25 protein-coding genes and 1 pseudogene are annotated in these 26,913 nt (G+C 69.4%); 6 read left to right on the top strand and 20 right to left on the bottom strand.

Features of this window, described 5'->3' with window-relative positions:
• Positions 1-242: 242 nt before the first annotated feature.
• The gene (locus tag ACZ6YV_RS39480; RefSeq protein WP_465514499.1) at positions 243-1,214 is read left to right on the top strand and encodes an EamA family transporter; all 972 of its coding nucleotides are present in this window, start codon (positions 243-245) and stop codon (positions 1,212-1,214) included.
• Here the strand turns inward: ACZ6YV_RS39480 and ACZ6YV_RS39475 are convergent.
• On the bottom strand, positions 1,191-1,790 hold the full coding sequence (locus tag ACZ6YV_RS39475) for a DUF305 domain-containing protein (protein ID WP_465514498.1): 600 nt from the start codon (positions 1,788-1,790) through the stop codon (positions 1,191-1,193). The genes ACZ6YV_RS39480 and ACZ6YV_RS39475 overlap by 24 nt on opposite strands.
• Before the next feature lie 153 nt (positions 1,791-1,943).
• On the opposite strand from ACZ6YV_RS39475, the gene ACZ6YV_RS39470 reads away from it, so the two are divergent.
• Positions 1,944-3,365: an amino acid permease gene (locus ACZ6YV_RS39470; protein ID WP_465514497.1), complete on the top strand. Its 1,422-nt coding sequence runs from the start codon at positions 1,944-1,946 to the stop codon at positions 3,363-3,365.
• On the opposite strand, the gene ACZ6YV_RS39465 is transcribed toward ACZ6YV_RS39470, so the two are convergent.
• The 7 genes from ACZ6YV_RS39465 to thyX all read right to left on the bottom strand — a co-directional run bounded on the left by ACZ6YV_RS39465 (position 3,295) and on the right by thyX (position 11,589).
• Positions 3,295-4,869, bottom strand: a complete 1,575-nt coding sequence (locus ACZ6YV_RS39465) for a substrate-binding domain-containing protein (RefSeq protein WP_465514496.1) — start codon at positions 4,867-4,869, stop codon at positions 3,295-3,297. The genes ACZ6YV_RS39470 and ACZ6YV_RS39465 overlap by 71 nt on opposite strands.
• A 273-nt stretch (positions 4,870-5,142) precedes the next feature.
• On the bottom strand, positions 5,143-5,925 hold the full coding sequence (locus ACZ6YV_RS39460) for a pentapeptide repeat-containing protein (RefSeq protein ID WP_465514495.1): 783 nt from the start codon (positions 5,923-5,925) through the stop codon (positions 5,143-5,145).
• Positions 5,926-6,038: 113 nt separating this feature from the next.
• Positions 6,039-7,727, bottom strand: a complete 1,689-nt coding sequence (locus tag ACZ6YV_RS39455; RefSeq protein ID WP_465514505.1) for a ribonuclease J — start codon at positions 7,725-7,727, stop codon at positions 6,039-6,041.
• Positions 7,728-7,732: 5 nt separating this feature from the next.
• Positions 7,733-8,746: a 4-hydroxy-tetrahydrodipicolinate synthase gene (gene dapA / locus ACZ6YV_RS39450; RefSeq protein ID WP_378247694.1), complete on the bottom strand. Its 1,014-nt coding sequence runs from the start codon at positions 8,744-8,746 to the stop codon at positions 7,733-7,735.
• 110 nt (positions 8,747-8,856) lie between these two features.
• Positions 8,857-10,362 carry a serine/threonine-protein kinase gene (locus tag ACZ6YV_RS39445; RefSeq protein ID WP_465514494.1) on the bottom strand — a complete coding sequence of 502 codons (1,506 nt, stop codon included), beginning with the start codon at positions 10,360-10,362 and terminating at the stop codon, positions 8,857-8,859.
• An 82-nt stretch (positions 10,363-10,444) separates the two neighbouring features.
• On the bottom strand, positions 10,445-10,837 hold the full coding sequence (locus ACZ6YV_RS39440; RefSeq protein ID WP_378247698.1) for an ACT domain-containing protein: 393 nt from the start codon (positions 10,835-10,837) through the stop codon (positions 10,445-10,447).
• On the bottom strand, positions 10,837-11,589 hold the full coding sequence (gene thyX, locus ACZ6YV_RS39435; protein ID WP_465514493.1) for an FAD-dependent thymidylate synthase: 753 nt from the start codon (positions 11,587-11,589) through the stop codon (positions 10,837-10,839). The genes ACZ6YV_RS39440 and thyX overlap by 1 nt, the downstream gene beginning before the upstream one ends.
• A 133-nt stretch (positions 11,590-11,722) precedes the next feature.
• Between thyX and ACZ6YV_RS39430 the strand changes: the two genes are divergently transcribed.
• Positions 11,723-12,247 carry a toxin-antitoxin system HicB family antitoxin gene (locus tag ACZ6YV_RS39430; protein ID WP_465514492.1) on the top strand — a complete coding sequence of 175 codons (525 nt, stop codon included), beginning with the start codon at positions 11,723-11,725 and terminating at the stop codon, positions 12,245-12,247.
• A gap of 10 nt (positions 12,248-12,257) precedes the next feature.
• On the top strand, positions 12,258-13,166 hold the full coding sequence (locus ACZ6YV_RS39425) for a DUF4097 family beta strand repeat-containing protein (RefSeq protein WP_465514491.1): 909 nt from the start codon (positions 12,258-12,260) through the stop codon (positions 13,164-13,166).
• A 687-nt stretch (positions 13,167-13,853) separates the two neighbouring features.
• Here the strand turns inward: ACZ6YV_RS39425 and ACZ6YV_RS39420 are convergent.
• Positions 13,854-15,074 (bottom strand): winged helix-turn-helix domain-containing protein, encoded by a 1,221-nt coding sequence (locus tag ACZ6YV_RS39420; RefSeq protein WP_465514490.1) that lies wholly within the window; start codon positions 15,072-15,074, stop codon positions 13,854-13,856.
• 59 nt (positions 15,075-15,133) lie between these two features.
• On the opposite strand from ACZ6YV_RS39420, the gene ACZ6YV_RS39415 reads away from it, so the two are divergent.
• Complete coding sequence (locus ACZ6YV_RS39415) at positions 15,134-15,694, top strand: GNAT family N-acetyltransferase (RefSeq protein ID WP_465514489.1); 561 nt, start codon at positions 15,134-15,136, stop codon at positions 15,692-15,694.
• Positions 15,695-15,760: 66 nt separating this feature from the next.
• On the opposite strand, the pseudogene ACZ6YV_RS39410 reads toward ACZ6YV_RS39415, so the two are convergent.
• A pseudogene (locus ACZ6YV_RS39410) lies at positions 15,761-15,994 on the bottom strand (GtrA family protein); the annotation flags it as partial.
• A gap of 323 nt (positions 15,995-16,317) precedes the next feature.
• On the opposite strand from ACZ6YV_RS39410, the gene ACZ6YV_RS39405 reads away from it, so the two are divergent.
• A complete protein-coding gene (locus ACZ6YV_RS39405) occupies positions 16,318-16,839 on the top strand; it encodes a YqaA family protein (RefSeq protein WP_465514488.1) in 522 nt (173 codons plus the stop codon).
• 79 nt (positions 16,840-16,918) lie between these two features.
• On the opposite strand, the gene ACZ6YV_RS39400 is transcribed toward ACZ6YV_RS39405, so the two are convergent.
• The 10 genes from ACZ6YV_RS39400 to ACZ6YV_RS39355 form a co-directional block, all read right to left on the bottom strand.
• Positions 16,919-17,365, bottom strand: a complete 447-nt coding sequence (locus ACZ6YV_RS39400; protein ID WP_378247712.1) for a tetratricopeptide repeat protein — start codon at positions 17,363-17,365, stop codon at positions 16,919-16,921.
• The gene (gene dapB, locus ACZ6YV_RS39395) at positions 17,362-18,108 is read right to left on the bottom strand and encodes a 4-hydroxy-tetrahydrodipicolinate reductase (RefSeq protein WP_465514487.1); all 747 of its coding nucleotides are present in this window, start codon (positions 18,106-18,108) and stop codon (positions 17,362-17,364) included. The genes ACZ6YV_RS39400 and dapB overlap by 4 nt, the downstream gene beginning before the upstream one ends.
• Complete coding sequence (locus ACZ6YV_RS39390; RefSeq protein ID WP_465514486.1) at positions 18,105-19,469, bottom strand: M16 family metallopeptidase; 1,365 nt, start codon at positions 19,467-19,469, stop codon at positions 18,105-18,107. Before ACZ6YV_RS39390 ends, dapB begins: the two co-directional genes overlap by 4 nt.
• 97 nt (positions 19,470-19,566) lie before the next feature.
• On the bottom strand, positions 19,567-21,825 hold the full coding sequence (locus tag ACZ6YV_RS39385; RefSeq protein ID WP_465514485.1) for a polyribonucleotide nucleotidyltransferase: 2,259 nt from the start codon (positions 21,823-21,825) through the stop codon (positions 19,567-19,569).
• 247 nt (positions 21,826-22,072) lie between these two features.
• Positions 22,073-22,342, bottom strand: coding sequence for a 30S ribosomal protein S15 (rpsO, locus tag ACZ6YV_RS39380; RefSeq protein WP_003084034.1), 270 nt, complete (start codon positions 22,340-22,342; stop codon positions 22,073-22,075).
• A 128-nt stretch (positions 22,343-22,470) separates the two neighbouring features.
• The gene (locus tag ACZ6YV_RS39375) at positions 22,471-22,980 is read right to left on the bottom strand and encodes a 2'-5' RNA ligase family protein (protein WP_465514484.1); all 510 of its coding nucleotides are present in this window, start codon (positions 22,978-22,980) and stop codon (positions 22,471-22,473) included.
• Between the two features lie 2 nt (positions 22,981-22,982).
• Positions 22,983-23,462 carry an XRE family transcriptional regulator gene (locus tag ACZ6YV_RS39370; protein WP_378247722.1) on the bottom strand — a complete coding sequence of 160 codons (480 nt, stop codon included), beginning with the start codon at positions 23,460-23,462 and terminating at the stop codon, positions 22,983-22,985.
• Positions 23,463-23,577: 115 nt separating this feature from the next.
• The gene (locus ACZ6YV_RS39365) at positions 23,578-24,540 is read right to left on the bottom strand and encodes a bifunctional riboflavin kinase/FAD synthetase (RefSeq protein WP_465514483.1); all 963 of its coding nucleotides are present in this window, start codon (positions 24,538-24,540) and stop codon (positions 23,578-23,580) included.
• A gap of 38 nt (positions 24,541-24,578) precedes the next feature.
• The gene (gene truB, locus ACZ6YV_RS39360) at positions 24,579-25,502 is read right to left on the bottom strand and encodes a tRNA pseudouridine(55) synthase TruB (RefSeq protein ID WP_465514482.1); all 924 of its coding nucleotides are present in this window, start codon (positions 25,500-25,502) and stop codon (positions 24,579-24,581) included.
• A 29-nt stretch (positions 25,503-25,531) separates the two neighbouring features.
• The gene (locus ACZ6YV_RS39355; protein WP_465514481.1) at positions 25,532-26,842 is read right to left on the bottom strand and encodes an MFS transporter; all 1,311 of its coding nucleotides are present in this window, start codon (positions 26,840-26,842) and stop codon (positions 25,532-25,534) included.
• Between the last annotated feature and the right edge of the window lie 71 nt (positions 26,843-26,913).

The following is a 26,913-nucleotide window of genomic DNA, read 5'->3' as shown; positions in this document are numbered from 1 at the left end:
CTCACCGTGGTGGGGGGTTGGCCATAGCGGTCGAAAAACAAAATCCACAAACGACCACACACACCCACAACCCCCCCCCCCCCCCCCCCCCCCCCCCCCGGGGGGGGGGGGGGGCCCCCCCCCCCCCCCCCCCCCCCCCCCCCCCCCCCACCACTCCGACCCACGACCACCCCGACCCGCCTCGAGCCCAGCCGCTGGGAAAACGGGTCGCCCCGCCCCCACCCGACCTCTACCCTCCGGCCGTGACCGCCGAACTCGCCGCCGCCCCCACTCCGCACGTCGCGCATCGCGGCCGGGGCATCACGCTCATCCTGCTCGCCGCGCTCTTCTTCGGGACCTCCGGCGTGCTGGGCAAACCGGCGATGCAAGCGGGCCTGTCACCCGAGCAGGTCGCGGCGATCCGCATCGGACTGTCGGCGATCGTGCTGCTCGCGCTGGTCGCGGTCTTCCGCCCGAAGCTCCTGAGGGTGACGAAGCGCGAGTGGCCGCTACTGCTGTCGTACGGATCGCTCGGTGTGGCCGGCGTCCAGCTCATGTACTTCCTCGCGGCGGGCCGGATCCCGGTCGGGATCGCGATCCTGCTCGAGTTCACCTCGCCGGTGCTGATCGCGCTGTGGGTGCGGTTCGTGCGGCGGGTGCACCTGCCGCGGGCGATGTGGGCGGGGATCGCGCTGGCGATGGCGGGACTCATGTTGGTCGCGCAGGTCTGGGAGGGCCTCAGCCTGGACGTCGTCGGGTTGCTCGCCGGGCTGGGCGCTGCGGTCTGTTCGGCGGGGTACTTCCTGCTCGGGGAGCGCGGCGTCGCGGACCGGGATCCGCTCGGCATGGTCACCTGGGGGATGGCGATCGGCGCGGTCCTGGTCTGCGCGGTCGCCCCGCCGTGGACGATTCCGTGGGGTGTCCTCGGCAAGGCGACGACGTTCGGGCCGTGGCAGCCGCCGGTGTGGTCGCTGCTGGTCGCGCTGGTGCTGATCGCGACAGTCATCGCCTACGCGACGGGCATGGCGGCGTTGCGTCATCTCCCGGCGTCGGTGGCGAGCGTCGTGGGGCTGGTGGAGCCGTTGATCGCGGCGGCCGCGGCCTGGCTGCTTCTCGGCGAGGCGCTCAGCTGGATTCAAGCCGCGGGCGCGGTGGTGCTGCTGACCGGCGCGTACATCGTCCAGTTGACCACGAACGTGGTCCAGACGGACTCAACTGTTCTGGAAGCCCCGTAGGTCGCTGATCTCCTGCTGCTGCGAACGCGACGTCGTCGCGGCGAGGTCGCGGGCGTCGGGGTTGCGGCCGTGCTGCGTTTCGGCGTCGGCGATGCGGACGCCCGCCTCGCGCTGGCGAAGCAGCCGCGTGACGAACTGGCGGTCGAAGTCCTTTCCGGACAGTCCCGCCAGTCCAGCCATGTCGTCCGGGCCGATGTACCCGTCGTGCTGGACGTGTTCGATGTTCGGGTCGTCCGGCGCGGGCTGGCCCCAGGACTCGATGAGCCCGGAAAGCCGCGCGATCTCCGGCTCGTGAGTGTCGATGACCCGCTTCGCGAGCGCCTTCAGTTGCTCGTTCGCCGCCCGGGTTTCCGCCAGGGAAGCCAGATCCACGCCCTGCTGGTGATGCGCGAGGGCCTGCCGCGCGAACGTGAGATCGGCGTCGTTGAACGGAACGGCCGCCTGCTGCGCCACGGGTGACGACCCGGGAGGCGCCGTCTGCGACTGGGGTGCCTCGTCCGAACAGCCCGCGAGCACGACGGCGGCCAGGGCGGTTGCCAGGACGGCGGGCAGGGATCGGAGGACGGCGTGCGGCATCGAAGAGCTCCTCGGAACGCGCGGTGGAGGGACCTAGGTTGGCAGAGTCCACTTCGGCCTGTTCACCGGGGGTTGCGCAAACACTTTTCCTCTCGCGCTTGCGGTGGGACAATCCCGCGATTCACCGCCACCGGCGACAGGAGGTAACCGCGAATGAGCGCAGAAACCACTCCCGACCGGACCACCGAGCGGGCGGGCCTTCGCCCGGACCTGCGACAACGCCACGTCCGGATGATCGCGCTCGGCGGGATCATCGGGGCGAGCCTGTTCATCGGCAGTGGCGCGGTCATCCACACCGTCGGCCCGGCGGCCGTGCTCTCCTACGCCATCGGCGGCCTGATCGTCGTGCTGGTGATGCGGATGCTGGGCGAGATGGCGACGGCCGCGCCGTCACAGGGCTCTTTCATGGAATACGCGCGGACTTCGCTCGGCGGCTGGGCGGGCTTCACCGTCGGCTGGTTGTACTGGTACTTCTGGGTCGGCGTGGTCGCGTTCGAGGCCGTCGCCGGGGCGAAGATCCTCCAGACCTGGATTCCCGTTGTGCCGCAATGGATCTTCTCACTGATCTTGATGCTGTTACTGACCGCGACCAACCTCGCCTCGGCCCGTTCGTTCGGGGAGACGGAGTTCTGGCTCGCCTCGGTCAAGATCGCCACGATCGTGGTGTTCCTCGTGGTGGGTGTCCTGTTCGTACTCGGGGCCTGGCCGGGAGGATCGTTCTCGGTCGGCAACATCGCGCAGGACGGCTTCCTGGTCAACGGCCCGTTCTCGGTGGTGCACGGCGTGGTGATCGTGATCTTCTCCTACTTCGGCGCGGAGATCGTCACCATCGCCGCCGCCGAATCGCGGGAGCCCGAAACGGCCGTGCGCAAGGCGACCTCGTCGATCGTCTGGCGGGTCATCGTGTTCTACGTCGGGTCCGTGACGCTGCTGGTGATGATCACGAGCTGGCGTGACATCCCGACGACGACGAGCCCGTACGCCGCCGCGTTCGGCCGGTTCGGCATCCCCGCCGCCGAGACGATCGTCAGCGCGGTGGTGCTGACGGCCGTGCTTTCGGTGCTGAATTCGGGGCTGTACACCGCTTCCCGCATGCTGTTCGCGTTGCACGGCAACGGCTGGGCACCGAAGTGGATCGCGGACACGAACCGGCGCGGCGTGCCGTGGAAGGCGATCCTGGTGTCCACTTCGGTCGGTTACGTCGCCGTGGTGATGAACTTCGTGTCACCGGACAAGATCTTCTACTTCATCATCAACTCCGCCGGCGCGGTCGCGTTGTTCGTCTACGCGATCATCGCCGGCTCGCAGCTGCGGATGCGGCGCCGTCTGGAGGCAGAAGCACCGGAGCGGCTGAAGCTGCGCATGTGGGGTTACCCCTGGCTGAGCTGGCTGACCCTCGCCGGGACGCTGGCCGTCGTCGCGTCGATGCTGTTCGTGGACGCGGACACGCGGGCCCAGCTGTACCTGAGCCTGATCAGCCTGGCGGTGATCCTCGGCGTCTACTTCATCCAGCGCCGGCGATCCGGCCGAGAGCACCGTAAAACACCTCTCCGATCTTCGCGGGATCGCGGCTGAGGAAGGCCTGACCGCCGACGGGCGCGACGAGCTGCGCGAGCTCGGTCTCGTCGGCGTCCGGGCCGATCCCGATGGCGATCAACGGCACCGGACGGTCCGGGTCGCGCAGCTTTCCCAGTTCCGCCACCAGGTTTTCGCGGCTGATGCCGCCGGGGTCGGTGTTGCGGCCGTCGGTCATCACGACGACCAGGTTCAGCTTCCCCGGCTCCCATTCCTTGCGCGCCAGCCGATAGATGTCGAGGACACTGTCGTAGAGCCCGGTCTGCCCGTCCGGGACGGCCCGCACCGCGCGCAACCGGTCCACCGCGGCCAGCTGCCGCCCGACCGGCGCCATCGGCAAGATCTCCCGGTAGTCGCGCTCACCGTCCATCTTGGTCGCGAAGGCCAGGAAACGGATCTGTGACGTGGATTTGAACAAGTGCAGCGCGTTCTCCGCCGCCTCCAGCGTGATCCGCAGACGGGACTTGCCGGTTCCCGGGACGGGCGCGCTCATCGAACCGGAAACGTCGATGAGCACCTGGACCCGGGCGCTCACGTTCACCCCGGCCCACTGGCTGAGCACTTTGTCGACTTCGGCGGCGGCCGGGATCTCGGCGCTGCGCTGCCCTTCCGCCGCGACGCGTTGATCGGTGTCGGTCAGCCGCAACGCCTGCCCGCCCGAGGCGCGGAGGCCGGTCTGCGGGCCGGTCGCGGAACCGTAGAGCAGGGCACGCTTCAGTTCCGCGACAGCCCTTCCCTGCCGCTCGTTCGCGCCCGCGATCTCGACGAACGGGTAGTCGAGCGACAGGGACGCGGGTGAGTACGCGGCCACCAGCGCCGCCTCCCCCTCGGCAAGACCGGAATTGTGCCGCAGCACGGCGTTCTCCGACGCCGGGAACACCGTCGGCGAACCCGCCGTCGTGTCGGACGTGGTGGTGGAGAACTTCCGGAGCAAGGCCATGTACGCGGCGGCGGGATCCGGGGCGTCCTTCGCGACATCGCGGAGCGCCAGCAGCGCGGAAACACCGACGGGGTCGCGCACGGGATCCGGCATTCCGGCCACGATTCCCGGGCTGCCGAGCACATCCGGCCAGGTCAGCGGCTTGCGGGGCCAGCCGAGCTCTTTCGCGACCGGTTCCGCGACAGCGAGCACCACCGGCGAACTGGCCACCGACGGCCCGGAGGCCGGAACTCCGTCGGCACGCCGCAGGAACAGCGTCGAGGACGGGATCCAGGCCTGAGGCCGGGGCGCCGTTCCGGACAGCTCTTCCGCCATCTGGAGGGATTCCCTGGGCTGGACGTCGAAAGCGACACAGGCGAGTGCGAGGTCGCGAGCGGTCTGGGTGACGGCGGGGGCGATGTCGGGCGACGCGGCGACGACCACTCGCGCGGGCTCGCATCCGGGGTCGGACCGCGCCAGGGCCACGGCCGCCCACGTGGCCGCGCCGAGCACGGCCGCCAGCGCGAGCGCGAGCAGGGGGAACAGCATCCGTCTTCGGGTCCGGGCGGTGGTGTGGCGTCCCATCGACTCTCCCGGCCTGGGGTTCGAGGAGCGTCCGAGGGTACGCCGCCCGCACCCCTAGGGGAAGGCTGCGACTTTCGTCGTAGGCGAACCCCACCGAGGCGGGAGGTGCCCGAGAGCGCGTCACGGAACACTTGTCCCGTAAGGAAAACACTCGAAACCGGGGGAATCCGTGATGAACCGGCCCACTCGTGCGGAACAGCGCAAAGCCCGCAACGCCCTCTTCGGTCAGGCGCTCACGATCGCCTTCGCCCTGCTGATAGCGGCCGCCACCCGCTAGTCCTTGCGCGGCACGAGCCGCCCCTGCGCGACCGGCGAAGCCACCCAAACACGCCAGGGATACGGCCACGAGTGCTCCTCTTCCGGCCGGTCCACCCGCGCGTCGGCGAAGTCCACGCGGTCCTCGAACTCGGCCCCGGCGAAGGTGGTCGTCCCGGCGAACATCGCGCCGCTGAAACTGGCGAACCTGGGGAAGACCGCCTCGCGGAAGTCGGTGGCGCCGGTGAAATACGCCCTGTCGAAGTTCGCGAAGCGCGAAAACCGGGCACCCCGGAAGTTCCCGTCGGCGATCACGCCGTCTCGGAAGTCGGCGCCGCTGAGGTCACAGTCCGCGAAATCCGGCTCGACGAGCACCGCGTCTTGAAGGTCGAGGTCCTCGGCTTCCCGGAGTTCGACGCCTCCGGATCGCTGGAGATACCGGGTGAGCAGGCCCTGTGCGGCGAGCCTGATCGTGAACTCTTCCTCGTCCTCGACGGGGAAATGAAAGGGCTTGCGCAAGTATGCGCACGTCAACTCGATGACGTCTTCGCACGCGTCGGGGTCTTCCCGGCCGTAGCGCTCCAGGTCCGCGAAGCTAGCGAGGCGCTCCGCGGCGTCCTCGCTGTCCATCTTCTCGACGACGCGTTCCCAGCGATCCCGCCGCAGCCCGACGGCGAGCTGCTCGGGCCTCAGCTTTCGGTCGCGGCGAGCACCCTCGAGGAACACCCGTCCCAGGTAGACCGCGCCCACCCCGAGCGCGACGCCCGCCAGCGCCGCCAGTACGTGCAACCCCACCATCATGCGGCGATTATCTCGCGCTCTGGTCGCCTGAAGTACGTGAAGGCCCCCTTCATTGCGCCTAGCGCAATGAAGGGGGCCTTCACGTACTTGGGGAAGGTGTGATGGCCCGCGATCTAGACGGGGATGACCGTCGGCACGATCATCGGGCGGCGCCGGTAGGTGTCGGCGACCCAGCGGCCGACGACACGGCGGACGGCTTGGGCGATGCGGTGCGTGTCGGTGATGCCCTCGGCCTCGGTCCTGGCCAGTTCCATCTCCACCATCGGGAGCACGGCGTCGAGCGCCTTCGGGTCGTCGGAGAACCCTCGCCCGGAGACCGTCGGACGCGTCACCGCGCGGCCGGTGCTGGTGTCGACGGCGACCGTGATGGCGATGAACCCGCCCTCGCCGAGCACGAGCCTGTCGGACAGGGTCGACTCGCCGACGTCGCCGACCGAGAGGCCGTCGACGTACACGTGCCCGACCTCGACCCGGCCGGTCCGCGAAGCCTTGCCATCGACGAGGTCGACCACGACACCGTCTTCGGCGATGACCACGTTCTCCGGCGCGACACCGGTGCGCACGGCCAGTTCGCCGTTGGCGCGCAGGTGCTTCCACTCGCCGTGCACCGGCATGACGTTGCTGGGACGCACCGCGTTGTACAGGTACAACAGCTCGCCCGCCGACGCGTGCCCGGACACGTGCACCTTGGCGTTGCCCTGGTGCACGACGTTCGCGCCGAGCCGGGTGAGGCCGTTGACGACGCCGAAGACCGCGGTCTCGTTGCCCGGGATCATCGAGCTGGCCAGCACGACGGTGTCGCCCGCGCGGATCGAGATCTGCCGGTGCTCGCCGCGCGCCATCCGCGACAGCGCCGACAGCGGCTCGCCCTGCGAACCGGTCGACACGAACAGCACCTTGCTCTCGGGCAGGTCGCTGGCCTGGTCGAGGTTGACCAGCAGGCCGTCGGGCACGTTCAGCAGGCCGAGGTCTGCGGCGATGCCCATGTTCCGGACCATCGAGCGGCCGACGAACGCGACCCGGCGCCCGTGCCGCACGGCGGCGTCGAGCACCTGCTGCACGCGGTGCACGTGGCTCGCGAAACAGGCCACGATGACCCGCTGGCCGACCTTGCGGACGACGTCGTCGAGCACCGGGCCGATGTCGCGCTCCGGCATGACGAACCCGGGCACTTCGGCGTTGGTCGAGTCGACGCAGAACAGGTCCACGCCCTCGTCGCCGAGCCGGGAGAACCCGGCGAGGTCGGTCAGCCTGCCGTCGAGCGGGAGCTGGTCGAGCTTGATGTCACCGGTGTGCAGCACGACACCCGCGGGCGTGCGGATGGCCACCGCGAGCGCGTCCGGGATCGAGTGGTTGACCGCGAAGAACTCGAGGTCGAACGCGCCGACCTTGCGGCGCTCGCCCTCGCGGACCTCGATCAGGTTCGGCCGCTGGCGGTGCTCCTTGGCCTTGGCCGCGAGCAGCGCGTTCGTGAACCGGGATCCGTAGATCTTCAGGTCCGGGACGAGCCGCAGCAGGAACGGGACGGCACCGATGTGGTCCTCGTGCCCGTGGGTGAGGACGAGCCCGTCGATGTCCTCGATGCGGTCTTCGATCGCGCGGAAGTCGGGCAGGATCAGGTCGACGCCGGGCTGGTCGTCTTCGGGGAAGAGGACCCCGCAGTCGACGATCAGCAGACGGCCGCCGAACTCGAAGACGGTCATGTTGCGGCCGACTTCGCCGATCCCGCCGAGCGCGACCACGCGCAAAGCGCCTTCGGGCAGCGCCGGCGGCGGGGTGGTCGGTCCGGGTCCGGTTGACAATGAACTCACCGAGGCATGGTCCCTACGCTGGTATGTGAGGTCGGCGCCGTATAGGCCGCCGCTGAATCTGCTTGTGCCACTCGTGCACCATGCCAGTCACTGGCGGCGCTTTCACCGAGCGGCACACCCCCCTGGGCGAGATCGGCGGAAATCGCCTGGAGCTGCTCGTCACTCGCGGCCACGATGGGCAGCCGCGGGTCACCGATGTCGAAGCCGCGCAGCCGCAGGGCCGCCTTCGAGAAGGCGACACCGCCGACGCGGGACATCGCCCGCAGGACGGGCAGCATGCCGCGGTGGTTGGTGCGCGCGGTGGAGGTGTCGCCGGACTCGTAGGCGTCCATCATGCCGCGGATACGGCCCGCCACGACGTGCCCGATCACGCTGACCACGCCCGCGCCGCCGACGGCGACCCACGGCAGGTTGAGACCGTCGTCACCGGAGTAGTAGGCGAGCTGCGAGTTGGCGATGACCTCGGAGCCGGCGATCAGATCGCCCTTGGCGTCCTTGACCGCGAGGATGCGCGGGTGCTCGGCGAGCCGCAGCAGCGTGTCGACCTCGATGGGCACGATCGAGCGCGGCGGGATGTCGTAGAGCATGACCGGCAGGCCGGTGGCGTCGGCGACGGTGGTGAAGTGCGCGTAGAGCCCGGCCTGACTGGGCCGCGAGTAGTAGGGCGTGACGACGAGGACACCGTGGGCACCCGCCGCTTCGGCCTGCTTCGCCTGCTCGATGCTGTGCGCGGTGTTGTTCGTGCCCGCCCCGGCGACGATCGTCGCACGATCACCGACGGCTTCGACGACGGCGCGAACCAGCTCGGCCTTCTCGGCGTCGGTCGTGGTGGGGCTCTCCCCGGTCGTACCGTTCACGACGAGACCGTCGTTGCCCAGTTCCACGAGGTGTTCGGCCAGCTCCTGCGCCCGCTTCAGGTCCAGCGCGCCGTCGGCGTCGAAGGGGGTGGCCATCGCGGTGAGCACGCGCCCGAACGGTCTTCCCGGCGCTGCGGTGGGTGGAGTGGACATGGTGTGAAGGTACCTCCTGCGACGCCGAACCCCTCGCCGACGTGGTCGTTCCCTACGAATGCGGGAGATTTTCCGCGATCAAGGCGAACTCGGCGCAAACTCTCTGTGAGCTATTTGACCTTGGTGGTGATCTGGGAGGTGAGCTGCCCGCCGTCGGTCTTGGCCAGCAGGCACAGATACTCGCGCGAGTAGTCGTGGTCTTCCTCGCCCAGCGGCCGGTTCCACTCGGCCTCGGTCGGGACGACGGCCCGCCAGTAGAGCCCGCTCCGCTGCTGCGCGGGCACCGCGTCCGAGTTGAAGGTCGCCGAACAGACCGCTTCGGCGATCCGGTTCACGACTTCCGCGCCGGGGTACGCGACGACCGTGGCCTCCTTGTCGCTCGCCGATTCGACGCCGAGCAGTTCACCCTTCGCGTAGACCTCGACCAGGTGGTTCTTGGCACAGTTGCCGCTGGTCTCGCTGTTCATCGTGGTGTTGTCCGCGAGAGGGACGTTGTAGCAGTCCCCGGACAGGTCGATCTTGAGCTGGCCGTTGATGCCGTAGGTCAGCGTGGGCTGTGCCTGCTTGTTCCCCGCGGGCGCGGCCATCCAGCGGCCCAGGAAGATCCCGCCGACCAGGGCGCCGATCACGGCGACCGCGGCCAAGCTCAGCCACAGTGGACGGAGGTTGCGTTTGGCGGGGGCGGGCGCGAGCCGGGTCATCGGCTGACCGGGCTGCATCATCGCCGTACCGCCCGAGGGCGGGGTGGGCTGAGCCTGCACACCCTGTGCCGCCGAGAGCAGGCTGCGCACCTGGTCGTACGACATGCGCGCTTCGGGTTTGGCGACCAGGAGACCGAGGATCGCGGCGGCCAGCGGGCCCTGGATCCGGGTCAGGTACGGCGCCTCGGTCATGATCGCGTGCAGTGTCGCCGCGGTGGTCGAACGTTCGAACGCGACGATGCCTTCGGCGGCGAAGAACAGCGTCGTGCCCAGCGACCAGAGGTCGGATTCGGGCATCGCGTCGCGGCCTTCGACCCGCTCCGGCGCCATGAACGCGGGCGAGCCGACGATCATGCCGCTGGTGGTGAGACGCGGGTCGTCGGCGGCGTGCGCGATGCCGAAGTCGGTGAGCTTCACGCGGCCGTCCGGCGCGACCATGATGTTCGCCGGTTTGACGTCGCGGTGGACGATCCCGGCGGCGTGCGCGGCCCGCAGCGCGGACAGCACCCGCTCCCCCACCACCGCGATCTGCTGAGCGGGCAGGGGGCCGCGCTCGCGCACGAGATCGGCCAGCGTCGGCGCCTCGACCAGCTCCATCACGATGTACGTCGCGCCGTTTTCGGTGACGACGTCGTACACGGTGACCACGGCCGGGTCGTTGAGCCGCCCGGCGGAGCGGACCTCACGCAGCATCCGCTCCGTCAGCACCGAAGCGTCCTCAGGAGCGTTCGGGAACTTCAGTTCCTTGATCGCCACCTGACGGCCGATCACCTGGTCCTGCGCGCGCCAGACGATGCCCATCCCGCCGCGGCCGAGCTCGCCCAGCAGGGCGTATCGGCCGGCGACGATCCGCGCGCCGGCGGCCTGATACGTCTGCTGGGGCGGCCCGTACGGACGGGTCTGTTCGTCGGTCAAGGTTCGGTGCTCCTTCGGTTCGCACAGGATGCCAACTCGGACCCGTTCGCGCCCCGAAAGGTTCCTTCTCCGAGCTGGTGGATCAGACCGTGACCTCGTGCCCGGATTCCCGGAGCGCCTTCACCGCGCGCTCCAGCTCGGAACCCCGGACCAGCACGTGGTCGGTGTCGAAAGTGGACATCGAGAACAGCGCCACCCCGGCGGCGGCCAGCTCGCTCGACAGCGCCGCGATGACGCCGGTCAGCGTGAAGGCCAGCGGCCCGCGGACCGACAGCAGCCGCCAGCCGTCCTCGACCGTGGCCTCGGCAGGCGCGAGGCCCGCCGGGCAGATCACCGACAGCTCCTCGGGCGTCCGCGTGATGGAGATCAGCACGGGCTCACCGGGGTCGAGCAGGTTCGCCGGAACCGGCGCGTCCGGGGCCAGGCGGGCGACCGCGTACTCGCCTGGCCGGACGTCGATCGCGAGACGCCGCATCAGCCCTCGAGAACCTTCGGGCTGGACGCGACCTCGGTGCCGTCGGGCAGCGCGGAGATGGTGAAGTCCGCGAACACGTTGCCCGAGGCCTTCTGCAGCTCGCGCAGGCAGTCGATGGCCAGGGCGCGGATCTCGACGTCGGCGTGCTCGGTGGCGCGCATCGCGATGAAGTGCCGCCAGGCGCGGTAGTTGCCGGTGACCACGATGCGGGTCTCGGTCGCGTTCGGCAGCACGGCGCGGGCGGCCTGGCGGGCCTGCTTGCGGCGCAGGGTCGCGCTCGGCACGTCGGCGAACTTCTCCTCCAGCCCGGCGAGCAGCTCGGTGTAGGCGTCGACGGCGGCCTGGGAGGCGGCGAGGAACTTCGCGTGCAGCTCCGGGTCCTGCGCGATGACTTCGGGCTCGACGAACGCGGCGTCGCGCTCCGGGACGTAGCGCTGCGAGAGCTGCGAGTAGGAGAAGTGACGGTGACGGATCAGCTCGTGCGTCAGCGACCGGGAGATCCCGGTGATGTAGAAGCTGACGGAGCCGTGCTCCAGCACCGACAGGTGGCCGACGTCGATGATGTGCTCGAGGTAGCCGGCGTTGGTGGCCGTCTTCGGGTTCGGCTTCTTCCAGGACTGGTAGCAGGCCCGGCCCGCGAATTCGGCCAGCGCCTCACCACCGTCGGCATCGGTCGACCACGGTACGTCCGACGGCGGGAAGAACTCCGTCTTCGCGATCAGTTGAACCTTGGGTGACACGGTCTCGGCCACGTTCGCACTCCCTTTCGACCCCTGCTCCACGACTCCAAGCAGCGTAACCGCAGCGGTCTCTGACACCGCGCCGACATCACGGTGACGTCATGAGCTCCTTGACCGACGTCAGGAATGACGTCATAGTGGTGTCATGGATCTGACGCCGTACATCACAAGCCTTCGCGAGGACCTCGCGAACACGGCTTCGGCCGGCGACGAGCAGACGCGGCGCGCTGCCGCGCTGCTGTCGTCGGCGCTGGAGCCGGCCGCCCGACTGACCATCATGAACGCCCTCGCCGACCTGGCCGCCGAAGTGACTTCGGCGCTGCCCGGACATGTCGTCGACGTCCGTCTCGATGGCCGCGACGTGCGCGTCGTCGTCACCGGCTCCGCCGAGAGCACCGAGCAGTCCGCGTCCCGCCACGAGCCGCCGAGGGAAGCCCCGCGCGCCCCCAAGGTGGACACGGGCGACATCACGCGGATCACGCTGCGCCTGTTCGAGCAGGTCAAGGGCCAGGCCGAAGCCGCGGCCGCCTCTCAGGGCGTTTCGCTGAACACGTTCGTCTCGCAGGCCGTCCAGGGGGCGCTGGGCAAGAGCGGGAGCGAGCACTGGCAGTACAAGCAGAAGCCGGGCGGCGGTGCCGGTTCGCACCTGCACGGCTGGGTCCAGGGCTGAGGGGACGAAGATGACCGAGGAAAGCATTCCCGCCGGTGAAGAGACCGTGCGCGTCGAAGACTTCGAGGCCGAGGGCCCGATCGAGATCGACGTGAGCGTGGCCATCGGCCGGGTGACCATCGAACTGACCGGCGAGAGCGGCGTCCACGCCGAGGTCCGCCGGGACGGCGGCGAGCAGCAGCCGTGGGTCGACGGGATGACGAGCCTGCTGAGCTGGGTCGGGGAACGCTTCGGCGACCAGCTGGGCGGGTCGCCGGGGAACCCGGTGAGCGACGCCGTGGCGCAGACGCGGATCGAGAAGGTCGGCAACCGGCTGGTCGTCCAGGCGCCCAAGGCCTGGCAACTGAAGAACGTCCCGCTCGCCGTGACCGTGCGGGCACCCGCCGGTTCGCATCTGGAGGTGCGGGCCGGGGCGGCCGACGTCACGGTGACCGGATCCGCCGGACGGGCCGACCTCCTCACCGGCTCCGGCAAGATCGGCCTGGAGCGGGCCGACGGTTCGGCGATCGTCCGCACCGGCACCGGCGACATCAAACTCGGGCCGACACTGTCCGGTCTGCAGCTGCGCACCGGCAGCGGTTCCGTCGAAGCGGCCTCGGTGAGCGGTTCGGCCACGGTCGCGACCGGCACGGGCGACGTCTGGCTCGGCGAGATCGCGGGCGAGGTCCTGGCGCGCACCGGCTCAGGCGACCTCTCGGTGGCCGACGCCGCCTCCGGGTCGCTGGAGCTGACCACCGGATCGGGCGAGGTCCGGGTCGGGATCCGCGGCGGCGTTCAGGCGGAGATCGACCTGTCGTCGACGACCGGGGCCGTGTCCAGCGAGCTGGAAGTCGCGGAGACCGCTCCTTCCGAGGTCTCGCTGAAGGTGCGGGCGCGCACCGGTACCGGCGACGCGAAGGTGACCAGCGCGGCCCGGTGAGCCGCGGACTGCAGGGGGATCGAGGGACCTTTGCTCTCACTTTTCCACGGGGGTGGGAGCAAAGGTCCCTTGCTCATTTCTCGAGGTGCTCGCGGACGGCCGCCAGATGGGCGCCGGTGATCCCGGTGCGCGGATCGACCCGCACCAGGCCGGTGACCAGCCCCGCCATGATGCCCCGGCGAGCGGCTTGACCTCGTGCGTGGTGAGGACGGTTCTAACCCGAATCGCCACTCACGACCACCTCGGTTCCGGGCCCTTGCCCCGCTTGAAGTACGTGAAGGCCCCCTTCATTGCGCTAGGCGCAATGAAGGGGGCCTTCACGTACTTGAGGACCCCTTCCCTCGGCTCAGCCGAGGGAAGGGGTCCTTCACGCGCGCCCGCTGTGGCTGCTGGTGCGCGTGGGGCGCGAACGTGGCGATCGGCAAGTCCGTGGCCAGAAATCCAGTAGGTACCTAAGACACTGTTGGCTCTAACCGTCCTCACCACTCACGAGGCACGAGGGGGTGTCGATCCCAGTGGGCGCCCGGGTCGACGGTGAAGGAATCGGGACACTCAACGTCCCAATTCCTTCACCGTGGCGAGGCCACCCACATCGAGTGCCGTAGGTACGTGTGCGAGCGGTTTGTCGCCAAACCGAGGGCCTGCGGTCCCAGCTCTGCTGAGGTCCTAGCCACTCACGAGGCTCGCCTAGCGCACGAGGCGCGAAAGCACGGGAGCGAGATCGCCCCGCTCCCCCACCGCGACCCCGTCCAGCCCCTGCCACTCCGCCATCAGCCGCAGCTCACCCGCCAGCTCACTCGCGACCCGCGCGACGTTCACCCCAGGCTCGGCGAAGGCGCCCTGAACGCGAAGCACGCCTGCCGCACGATCGCATTTGAGGTCGACCCGGCCGACGAGTTCGCCGTCGAGCAGGAACGGGAACACGTAGTACCCGTAGATCCGCTTCGGCTCGGGGACGTAGATCTCGATGCGGTAGAAGAAGTCGAAGATGCGCTCGGTCCGGGCGCGTTCCCAGATCAGCGGGTCGAACGGCGACAGCAGCGCGCGGCCGGTGACCGACCTCGGCGCCTTCGCCGCGACATGCCGGTACGCCGGGGCGGGCCAGCCGTCCACGGTCACCGCTTCCAGCACGCCCGCGTCGACCAGTTCGGCCACGGCCCGTTTGCTGACGTCGGGGCCGAGCCGGTAGTAGTCCCGCAGGTCCGGTTCGGTGCCGATGCCCAGCGCGACGGCCGCGCGGGTGATCAGCTCGCGAGCGCCTTCCTCCGGGCTCACCCGCCGCGACAGGATCTCCGGCGGCACGACGCGTTCGGTCAGGTCGTACAGCCGCTCGAACGACCGGCGCGTGCCGGTGGTCAGCTGCCCCATGCCGAAGAGCCACTCACAAGCCTTCTTGACCTCCGAGCGCTCCCACCACGAGCCCGGCTTGTACCCACCCGAATCGCTCTCCAGCGCGCGCTCGATGCCGCCCGCGCCGATCGGTCCCTGTTCCTTGACCACGGCGAGGATGTCGTCCACCAGCTGGGGCGTCTGCTCCAGCACCCGCGCGTAGTTCGTCCACCAGCCCATGCGTTTCGCCCCGGACCGCAGCAGCGGCCAGTCCGCCACCGGCAGCAGACTCGCCTCGTGCGCCCAGGACTCGACCAGCATCCGGGGCTTGCGCGCGGAATGGGACCAGGCCGCGTCGTCCACCAGCGTGGGCTCGTACGCGCCGAGCCGGGCGAAGATCGGCATGTAGTGCGCGCGGACCGCGACGTTCACCGAATCCAGTTGCAGCAACTGGGTTCGCGACAGCACGCGCTGCAGATGCCGTCTCGTCACCGCCCCGCTCGGACGCGATTCGGCGAATCCCTGCGCGGCCAGGGCGATCCGGCGCGCGACCGGTCCGCTGATGGTCGAAGTGCTCATCATCCGCATGGTGCCATCCACCACCGACAGTTTCTGACGGCAGCAGTAGATTGCCTGCCATGGCCGCCGCCGAAGTCCGCCCAGCAGTCGTGTCCGACGCTCCCGAGATCGCCCGCATCCAGCGCGACACCTGGCAAACCGCGTACACGGAACTGCTCGGCGAAGCGGCCGTCGCCGAGCTCGACGTCGTGGAGCTCGAAAAGACCTGGGCCGAGACGGTCGAGTACCCGGGCACGCGGGTCTTCCTCGCCACCGAAGGCGAGTTCACCGTCGGTTTCTGTGTCGTCGGCCGGGCCCCGGAGAGCGAGGTCGCCACCGCCGACGGATCGCTGCCCGACGACGCTTCGACGACGGCGCTCATCGCCTCACTGCTGGTCGAGCCGCGCTGGGGGCGGCGCGGACACGCGGGACGGCTGCTGGCGAACGCGTCGGCCTGGCTGCGCGAGGACGGCGCCACCCGCGGGATCAGCTGGGTCGCGCAGACCGACCACGCGTCACTGGGGTTCTTCCGCCGCGCGGGCTGGTCCCCCGACGGAACCGTCCGCATCCTCGACACCGGAAGCACGAACGTGCGCGAAGTCCGGCTCACCGGCGGTCTCGACCTCGAGCTCACTCCCTGACTTCGCGAACACGACCCAGCGCATCACCGAGTACATGAAGACGCCTTCGCACGCCCCGGCGATGAGCCGGGAAAGGCGATAGTCGATGCCCAGCTCGGCCAGTCCCGCACCGACGCCGAGCAGGAACGCCACGTAGTTGACGACGATCGCGACGGCGTACAGCACAGCCTGCCTGCCGACGGGCGCGTGCGAGCGGAAGTTCATGCTGCGGTTCAGCACGAAGCTCAGCCCGAACGCCGTCGCGTACGCGAGTGTGATCGCCAGCCACACCGGCAGGCCGAGCCAGCCGCGAAGCAGCATCAGCAGGATCAGGTCGACCCCGAAGGTGAACCCGTTGATGAGCGCGAAACCGAGGAAACTCGGCGCCACCAGCCGGGAAAGCCCGAAGGGGAGGCGCCGGACCACGGCCGCGCAGAAGTCGGCGAAGCGATCCGCGAAACTCTTGCCGCGAACCGCGTCGTGCACGTCGGCCACCCGTTCAGCATGGCAGTGGCAAGTGGCCGTGAGCCGACGAGCGGGTGATCTTCTGGTGCCCGCCCGAAGCCGGTAACGGGGGCTGGCCCCAGTGCGACCCGCATTTCAGCTGATAACTTGGAGAAGACGAAGATAACGGGGAGGCAACGATGGTGGGCTGGTTGCTCCTGTCGTTCGGCATCGCCTTCGGCTCGGCGATCCTGCCCGTGGTCAGCATCGAAATGTTCCTCATCGGCCTGTGCGCGAGCCAGCCGACTTTGCCGTGGCTGCTGCTCGGTGCCATCGTCGCGGCCGGTCAGGTCGGCGGGAAGACGCTGTACTACCTCGCCGCGAAGGGCACGATCAAGCTGCCGAAACCCCTGCACGACCGCCTGCACCGGGAGCGGCCGCCCACCCCGCGCCGGGAACGGTGGCGGGTTCGTACCAAGAAGCTGCGCGCTCGGCTCGACGCCCTTCGCGAACGCTGCCATCGGCATCCGCACTGGATGGCCGGCACTTATGGAGTCAGCTCGGTCATCGGGCTGCCGCCGTACATGGCCACGAGTGTGCTCGCGGGACTGGTGAAGATGCCGCTGGCGAGCTTCCTGGCCACCGGTTTCCTCGGCCGCTGGCTGCGGTTCAGCCTGCTGGCCGCCTCGCCTGCCCTGTTCGCCGGCTGGTTCCACTACTGAGCTGGAAGGGGGCTTTCCCCGCGTCTCATGCGGTGAAGGACGCTTTCGCCCCATGTCATGCGGGGAAGCGTCCTTCAGCTCAGCGGGAAGCGGCCTCGAGTTCGACAGCCCGCCGCATCGTGGAGCGGGCCCGCTTCCGGTCCCCCGCGATCTCGTACGCGTAGGCCAGCCGGTACCAGACGCGCCAGTTCTCCTGATCCGCCTCGACCTCGGCCCGGCGCTCGTCGAACCAGGCGTCCGCGGCGTCGCGATCCACCCGGCCCGAAGGCCGCCGGGGCAGATCGGACACGTCGGGCAGGCCGCCCTCTTCGTCCAGCCGTCGCGACAGCCGCTGGATCTGGACGCCGGAGCGCCAGGTGGTCACGATGATCCAGATCCCGAGCAGCGGCAGCAGCAGGACACCGACACCGAAGAGCACCGGCACCGTCTCACCGGTACCCAGCAGCGCGATCCCCCTGCCGGCCAGCAGCACGACGTAGATCGCGAGCGCCGCCGTCATCACCAGCGCGAAATTGCGGGCCCTCACAGGTCGAGGATGTTCTCGAGACCGACCGTCAGACCGGGCCGCGTGAGCACCGAGCGCACGCCGAGCAGTACCCCCGGCATGAACGACGTGCGGTGCAGCGAGTCGTGCCGGATGGTCAGGGTCTCCCCCTCGCCGCCGAACAGGATCTCCTCGTGCGCCACCAGTCCGGGCAGCCGGACCGAATGCACGCGGACGCCGTCGACGAGCGCGCCGCGAGCACCGTCCACTTCGGACGTCGTCGCGTCTTCGCCGGGCAAGAGACCGGCTTCCGCGCGGGCCTCGCCGATCAGCCGCGCGGTGTGCGCGGCGGTACCGGAGGGCGCGTCGGCCTTGCGGTTGTGGTGCAGTTCGATGACCTCGGCCGAGTTGTAGAACCGGGCCGCCTGCTGGGCGAAACGCATCGCCAGCACCGCGCCAAGAGCGAAGTTCGGCGCGATGAGCACGCCGAGCGACACGTCTGCGGCGAGCCACGAACGCAGCTTCTCCAGCCGCTCCCCGCTGAACCCGGTGGTGCCGACGACGGCGTGGATCCCGTTGGCGGTCAGGAACTCCAGGTTGTCCATCACCGCGTCGGGATGGGTGAAGTCGACGACGACCTGCGCCTGCTTGAGCGCCGAGAGGTCGTCCCCGGCGTCGAGTTCGGCGACGAGGTCCATGTCGTCGGCGCCGTTGACGGCGTTGACCACTTCCTGGCCCATCCGGCCGCGTGCGCCCAGCACACCGACGCGAATTCCAGCGGTCATGATGCGATCACCTCGTGCAGATCGTCCGGCAGGTCGTCGGCGTGAGCGTACGGCCCGACGACCGCCGCCGCCGTCACGCCACCAGGGCGACGCAGCAGAGTGCGAGCGAGCGCACAGACCTCTTCGGTGGTGACGGCGTCGATCCGCGCCACCGTGTCGTCGACGCCGAGATAGCGGCCGTAGTTCAGTTCGTTCTTGCCGATCCGCGACATCCGCGAAGACGTGTCCTCGAGGCCGAGCACGAGCCCGCCCCGCAACTGCCCCTTCGCCCGCATGACCTCGGCTTCGCTCAGCCCGTCCTTGCCGACGAGTTCGAGCACCTCGCGGATCACCCCGGCGACCTCGCCGAGCTTCTCCGGCTGGCAGCCCGCGTACACCGCCATGTGCCCGGTATCGGCGTAGCTCGCGGCGGACGAGTACACCTGGTACGCCAGCCCGCGCTTCTCGCGGACCTCCTGGAACAGGCGTGAGCTCATCCCACCACCGAGCGCGGCGTTGAGCACCGACTGCGCGAACCGCCGGTCGTCGTGCCGTGACAGCGAACGCAGGCCGAGCATCACGTGCGCCTGCTCGGTGTCGTCGGTGTGCAGGGCGAGTTTCGGCGCCATCGCGATCCGCGCGCGCCCGCCACGCGGCGGTACCGGCGTGGCCGTCCCGGTCAGCCGGTCCCGCAAAGCCTTGCGCACCAAGCGAAGCACCTGGCCGTGCTCGATGTTCCCGGCGACGGCGAGCACCATCCGGGGCAGCGTGTAGCGGCGCCGGTAGAACCCGCGCAGCGCCGACGCCGACATCTCGATGATGGACTTCTCACTGCCGAGCACCGGACGGCCCAGCGCGTGATCGCCCAGGATCGCGCCGACGAACGTCTCGTGCAGCAGGTCTTCGGGGTCGTCGTCGCGCATCGAGATCTCTTCGAGCACGACACTGCGCTCGGTCTCGACGTCCTTGTCCGTGCACAGCGCCTCGAACACGACGTCGGTGACGAGGTCCATCGCGAGCGGCAGGTCCTCGTCGAGCACCTGCGCGTAGTAGCAGGTGTGCTCCTTCGCGGTGAACGCGTTGAACTCCCCGCCGACCGCGTCGATCTCCTCGGCGATCTGGGTGGCGTCACGGTTCGTGGTGCCCTTGAACAGCAGATGTTCGAGGTAGTGCGCCGCGCCTTCGACCGCCGACGGTTCGTCCCGCGACCCGACGCCGACCCACAGCCCGACCGTCACCGACCGGGACGCGGGCACGTGCTCGGTGATGACCCGGAGGCCACCGGCGAGGACACTGCGCTTGACCACCGCACCGTCCGAAGTGGACTCCAAAGTGCGGGTGCTGCCGATGGGCTGTTCGTGCCCGGAGATCTGACGAGCCAACGGATCCCTTACTCACATGTCATGAAAGGGTCGTTCAGGACGAAAACTGTCCTGAACGACCCTTTCATGACGTTTCACATCGGTTAAGCAGGACTGCCTAAGCGTCGGCCTTCGGGGCCTCGGCGGCGTCCTCGGCCGGCTTGGCCTCGGCGGCGTCCTCTTCCTGGACCACGATCAGGCTGATCTTGCCGCGGTTGTCGATGTCGGCGATCTCGACGCGGAGCTTGTCGCCCACGTTGACCACGTCCTCGACCTTGGCGATCCGCTTGCCGTTGCCCAGCTTCGAGATGTGCACCAGGCCGTCCTTGCCCGGCAGCAGCGAGACGAACGCGCCGAACGCGGCCGTCTTCACCACGGTGCCGAGGAAACGCTCGCCGACCTTGGGCAGCTGCGGGTTGGCGATGGCGTTGATCAGGTCGATCGCCGCCTCCGCCGACGGACCGTCGGCCGCGCCCACGTAGATCGTGCCGTCGTCCTCGATGGAGATGTCGGCACCGGTCTGCTCGGTGATCGAGTTGATCATCTTGCCCTTCGGGCCGATGACCTCGCCGATCTTGTCCACCGGGATCTTCACGCTGGTGACGCGCGGCGAGTACGGGCTCATCTCGTCCGGGCTGTCGATCGCCTCGGCGATGACCTCCAGGATGGTGAGGCGAGCGTCCTTCGCCTGCTTCAGCGCGGCGGCGAGCACCTCGGAGGGGATGCCGTCGAGCTTCGTGTCCAGCTGCAGCGCGGTGATGATGTCCTTGGTGCCCGCGACCTTGAAGTCCATGTCGCCCATGGCGTCTTCGGCACCGAGGATGTCGGTCAGCGCGACGTAGCGGGTCTCACCGTCGACCTCGTCGGAGATGAGGCCCATGGCGATGCCGGCGACCGGCGCCTTCAGCGGGACACCCGCGTTCAGCAGACCCATGGTCGAGGCACAGACCGAGCCCATCGAGGTGGAGCCGTTGGAGCCCAGCGCCTCGGAGACCTGGCGGATCGCGTACGGGAACTCGTCCCGCTTCGGCAGGACCGGGACCAGGGCGCGCTCGGCGAGCATGCCGTGGCCGATCTCGCGCCGCTTCGGCGAACCGACGCGGCCGGTCTCGCCGGTGGAGAACGGCGGGAAGTTGTAGTGGTGCAGGTAGCGCTTGTGCGTCTCCGGGGAGAGCGAGTCGATCTGCTGCTCCATGCGGAGCATGTTCAGCGTGGTGACGCCCAGGATCTGCGTCTCACCGCGCTCGAACAGCGCCGAACCGTGCGCCCGCGGGATCACGGCGACCTCGGCGGCGAGCGACCGGATGTCGGTCAGACCGCGGCCGTCCATGCGGATCTTGTCCGTGAGGACGCGCTTGCGCATGATCTTCTTCGACAGCGACTTGAACGCCGCGCCGATCTCCTTCTCACGGCCCTGGAAGGCTTCGCCCTCGCCCAGGCCGATCTTCTCCAGCACCGCGGCCTTGACCTGGTCGGTCGCGTTGTCGCGATCCTGCTTGCCCGCGATGGTCAGGGCGTTCGCGAGGTCGTCGGTCGCGATGGCGGCGACGGCGTCGAAGGCGTCCTGCTCGAAGGCCAGGAAGACCGGGAACTCACCGGTCGGCTTGGCGGCCACCTCGGCCAGCTGCTGCTGGGCCTCACACAGCACCTTGATGAACGGCTTCGAGGCCTCGAGGCCCTCGGCGACGGCGATCTCGTCCGGCGCCTTGCCGCCTTCGGCGATCAGGTCGAGCGTCTTGTCGGTGGCCTCGGCCTCGACCATCATGATCGCGACGTCATCGGCGCTGTCACCGACGATGCGGCCGGCGACCACCATGTTGAAGGTGGCGTCTTCCAGCTGCTTCCAGGTCGGGAACGCGACCCACTGGCCCTCGATCAGCGCGACGCGGACGCCGCCGACCGGGCCCGAGAACGGCAGGCCGGCGATCTGGGTCGAGGCCGAAGCCGCGTTGATCGCGAGCACGTCGTACGGGTCGTCCGGGTTGAGGCTCTGGACGGTGATGACGACCTGGATCTCGTTGCGGAGACCGTCGGTGAACGACGGGCGCAGCGGCCGGTCGATCAGGCGGCAGGTCAGGATCGCGTCGGTCGACGGGCGACCCTCGCGACGGAAGAACGCGCCGGGGATGCGTCCGGCGGCGTACATCCGCTCCTCGACGTCCACGGTCAGCGGGAAGAAGTCGAAGTGGTCCTTCGGGTGCTTCGACGCGGTGGTCGCCGAAAGCAGCATGGTCTCTTCGTCGAGGTACGCGACGACGGCGCCGGCGGCCTGACGGGCCAGGCGGCCGGTCTCGAAGCGGACGGTGCGGGTGCCGAAACGGCCGTTGTCGATCACGGCTTCGGTTTCGTGCACGGTGACTCCGGTGGAGTCGGTCATAGGGTGTATCTCCTCTTTTGATCCTCTGTAACGGCGCGAGTCTCCCACCCTGGGACCTGTTTCGCCTGCGGACGCTCGAGGAGTGAGGCCGGTCTTCGATCGAAGCCCCCGGGCCGTTGCCCGGGAACCACTACCGAGGACCGGCGGACGGTTCCTCGGGCGCGCTCGCGCCACGCTCTTCGCAAAGACAGAGCTTTCTTGGACCGAGGGGGAGCGACCGACGTGGTCACTCCCCCTCGGGTTCAAGCTATCGGCGAAGGCCGAGACGCTGGATCAGCGCACGGTAACGCTCGATGTCCACCTTCATCACGTAGTTCAGCAGCCGGCGGCGACGGCCGACCAGCAGCAGGAGCCCGCGACGGGAGTGGTGGTCGTGCTTGTGAGCCTTGAGGTGCTCGGTGAGGCCGACGATGCGCTTGGTCAGCAGCGCGACCTGGGCCTCGGGGGATCCGGTGTCCGAGTCGTGCACGCCGTACTCGGCAAGGATCGACTTCTTCTCTTCGGTGGACAAAGCCACAGTGGTGCTCCTAGATATTCTGTGCCGTGCGGCCCGGACGATGCTTCACGCCGGGTGAGACGGTCACGGCCGCCACGGACTGCAGCCGGACCCGATCATCGAGGTTACCAGCCTCGTGATCAGCGGCTTCAGTCGCGGGCGTGCTGCAACTCGTACGACCGGATCACCCGGTAGCGCGACACGCCTCGTTCACGTTCACTGCTCATCAGAACGGCCTTTGCCGCCGTCCAAGTCTCACTGGTGAACCCGGCCAGCCGCTCCTCCCACGCGCTCGCGGCTTCCGGCCGGTCGCGGGGGAAGCGGGCCAGGGTCAGGTGGGCCACATATGGCCCGCCTTCGCTCTCCGCGCCGGCCTTCAAGGCCAGCTCGTGGAGCCCGGTTCCGACCACACTCAACCACAGGACCCCGGGGAATGTCGCGGCCTTTTCCAGCCGGAGGTCGATCGCCCCCGCGCCGGCCAGCCGTCCGGCCAGCCAATCGCCCCGCTCACCCGCGTCGTCCTCGCCGTAGAAACCGAGGGTGACGTGCCAGTTGTCCCGCGCTGACCAGCGGAAATCGCCGTCTTCGGGCGTACCCAGCGCCGCGGCGACCTCGTCCAGGACACCAGGCGGCGGGATCAGTGCGCTGAAGAGCAGCATCGTCAGGAGTTCTTGGCCGCCCGGCGCAGCAGGTCCGCCAGGGCCGGGAAATCCTCGTCGAGCAGCTTCGCGGCTTCGGTGAGGTCTTCGTCCTCGCCGATGTCCCGCAGCGCCACGAGCACACCCTGGTCGTCGGCGACGGCGCCGACCGGGATGCTGTCGCGGCCCACCGTCGGCCGCGAGTCGCGGACGTCTTCGAGGGCCTCCTGCATGGCCTTGCGGTCCCCCGCGGCGACCGACGGGACCAGCACCTTGCGTTCCAGCATGATCATCTTGGCGAGGACGACCGGGTTGCCGATCTTCGCCCGGCGTCCGCTCATCACCTGGCTGAGCATGGGCGCGCTGATGCCGAGGACCTCGGCGAGGAAGGCCTGGGAGATGTCGAAGGCGACGACCAGTCTCCGCACGCGATCGCCGAGCGGCTCCCCGTACCACTCCTTCTGCAGCGCGATGTTCCGCTGGACGATCTTGTGGTCCTCCACCTGGTCCGCTCCCCTAACCCCGTCGAACGCCCTGCGCGGTCCGTGACATCTTGCCACCGGAACGCACCGTGACGGGTGTGTTTGTAGATTCTCGTCCGGCTCCGTCCGGGGCCGGTCAGTCCTGTTCGCCCAGCAGGTCCCTGGTCCGCGCGACGTCCTCGTCGATCTGCTTCACCAGACCTTCCGACGTCGGGAAGCGGACCTGATCCCGCAGCTTGGCGGCGAAATCGAGCGAAACGTGCTGCCCGTAGAAATCCTCGTCGATGTCGAGGACGAAAGCCTCGACCGTGCGTTCCCGCCCGGAGAACGTCGGGTTCGTCCCGACCGAGACTGCGGCGCGAAGCCGCCGGCCAGGATCCGACGAACGGGTGAACCAAGCGCTGTAGACACCGTCGGCGGGCACGGCGGCGAACCGCGGCGTCGACAGGTTCGCCGTCGGGTAGCCGAGGTCGTGACCCCGGCGGTCGCCCCGGACGACGATGCCCTCCAGCCGGTGCGGCCTGCCGAGCGCCTCGGACGCCGCGACGACGTCGCCCGCGTCGATGCACGAGCGGACGTAGGTCGAGGAGAACGTGATCTCGTTGTCCGCCTGCTCCTGTGCGAGCAGCCCCTGCAGTTCCGCCCCTTGCGCCACGAAACCGAACCGCTTCCCCAGCGTGCGCAGAAGTTCGACGTCACCGGCGGCCTTGGCGCCGAAGGTGAAGTTCTCCCCCACGATCACCGCGGCCGCGTGCAGTTTGTCCACCAGGACCTCGTGCACGAACTCGTGCGCCGTCAGCCGCGAGAGTTCCAGCGTGAACGGCAGCACGCAGAAGACGTCCACGCCCAGGCCCTCGACCAGTTCCGCCTTGCGGCGCAACGTGGTCAGCTGCGCGGGATGGCTGCCCGGCCGGATCACCTCCGACGGATGCGGGTCGAACGTCAGCACCACACTCGGCATACCGCGTTCGGCGGCGGCGCGGACCGTCCTCGAGATCAGCTCCTGATGTCCGCGGTGCACGCCGTCGAAGACGCCGATCGTCACCACGCACCGTCCCCAGCTCCCGGGGAGGTCACCCAAACCACGCCAACGCTGCACTTGTGCCCCGTCTCCTCCAGCCCTGCTTGTGCACCACCCTAGGCGGGCAGCAACACGACCACCGACCGGGCCAGTTCGCCCTCGTCCGCGGCGAGTGCGAGCACCCGGCCGTCCGGTCCGAACATCCCGTACGTGCCCTCGATCCCGGCCGCGGGCACCCTCTGTCCATATCGGACCGCCTGTGCCGCGCGCGCGTCCAGATCGTGGCGCGGGAACGCCGCGGCGACGGCGGCGTCGAGGTCCAGTGACAGCTGAGGCGCTTCTTCGAGCTGATCGAGCGTGCGCGCCTTGGCGAGCGTGAACGGCCCGACCGTGGTGCGCCGCAACGCGAGCAGGTGGCCGCCGACACCGAGTCCGGCGCCGAGGTCGCGGGCCAGCGCCCGGACGTAGGTCCCCGACGAACATTCGACGACGGCGTCGAGTTCGATCCGGCCCGCCTCGCGGCGGGTGGCGAGCAGGTCGAAGCGGTGAACGGTGACCGGACGCGGCGGGATCACGACCTCTTCGCCTGCCCGGACGCGGGCGTACGCGCGTTTGCCGTCGATCTTGACCGCGCTGACCGCGCTCGGCACCTGCTGGATGTCACCGGTCAGTACGGCGATCCCGGCGGCGATCTCGTCGTCGGTGATCTTCTCGACGGCGTCCGGGGCGGCCTCGGCGATCGGCTCGCCCTCGGCGTCGTCGGTCGTGGTCGACAGTCCCAAGGAGAGGGTCGCGAGGTAGGTCTTGCGGTCCAGGGCCAGATGGCCGAGGAGTTTCGTCGCGCGTTCGATGCCGAGCACCAGGACACCGGTGGCCATCGGGTCGAGGGTGCCGGCATGCCCGACCTTGCGGGTGCCCATGAAGCGCCGCGCCTTCGCGACGACGTCGTGGGAGGTCATCCCGGACGGCTTGTCGACGATGACGAGACCGGGCGGCGGGGCGGGACGTTTGTTGGCAGGAGCCTGATTGGGGCGCGACACGGGCCGAACCCTATCTTTCGGGCTTTCGCCTAGGACGAGACGGGCAGCGGCGCTTCGGCGTCCCAGCGGCGGCGCCGGATCTGCACCGGGATCTCCTCGCCGCGGGCCTCGGCCTCGAACAGCGCGGCGCGGGTGCGCCGCCACCACACGAGCATCCGGAAGGTGCCGAACGAGAGCACCACGACGACGGACAGCAGTGCCAGGCGGAACGCGCCGCCCGTCCACTCCAGCAGCACACCGACCGCGAGCGCCGAGATCGTCGTGGCCACGAACCCGCCGACGTTCACGACACCGGTCGCGGTGCCGACGCGCGAGAGCGGGTTGTAGTCCCTCGCCAGCGCGAAGCCGATCATCGACGCGGGGCCGCCGAGGGAGAGGAACGCGAACGCGGGGACCAGGACCGCGACCGGGGTCGTCCCGCTCCAGCCGAGCAGGACCGCCCACACCACCGCGGCGCCGCCGATGTACCAGCCGACGAGCGGCATTCGCAGCGACGGACGGCGGCCGATCAGGCCGCCGATCACCGGACCGCCGATCATCGAGCCGAACACGAAGACGATCAGCAGCGAACTCGCGGTGGCCTTCGGGATTCCCTGTCCCTGCACCAGGAACGGGACACCCCACAGCATGGTCAGCACGTTGGGCGCGAACATCGTGCTGAAGTGGACCCAGAATCCCAGCCGCGTCCCCGGCGTGCGCCACGCCTCGGAGACCTGGCGGCCGAGCACCTTCGGATGCACCTTTTCGCGCACCGGCTCCGGGAAGCCGGGTGGAGTGTCCTCGACGCGGAAGGCGACGACGGCGGTGTACAGCGCTGTCACCAGGCCGACGGCGAGGAACGTCGGGGTCCAGCCGGGACCGTCGAGCAGCAGGCCGAGCGGGAGGGTCGCGGCGAGGTTGCCGACGTACCCGATGGCCCCGGTCAGCGCGGCGAGCAGGGCGTACTGGCGGCCGGGGAAGTGCGCGGCGATCAGCCGCAGGATGCTGACGAAGGTCAGCGCGTCGCCGAAGCCGACGACGGCGCGGGCGAGCAGGCCGAGCGGGTAGGAATCGGCGATCGCGAGCAGGATCTGGCCGAGCCCGAGGAAGAACACGGCGGCGGTGAGCACGCGGCGCGGGCCGTAGCGGTCGACGAGGACGCCCGTGGGGATCTGCATCGCGGCGTACACGCCGACCTGCAGGACGGTGAACGTGCCGAGCGCGGCCGCGCCGACGCCGAAGCGCTCGGCGGCCTGAAGCCCGGCGACGCCGAACGACGTGCGGTGGAAGACGCCGAAGAGGTAGACGGTGACGGCGGCGAGCCAGATGAACCAGGACCGGCGGGTGGCTCGGCCTGTCACAGTGATTCCTCCTCGAGCACGGTTTTCGGGCAAAGAGAGACGCCCGCACTGCCGCCTCATATAGTTGTAGC

Source organism: Amycolatopsis sp. NPDC102522, assembly GCF_055584485.1.
This window is presented reverse-complemented; position numbering and strand designations above follow the sequence as displayed.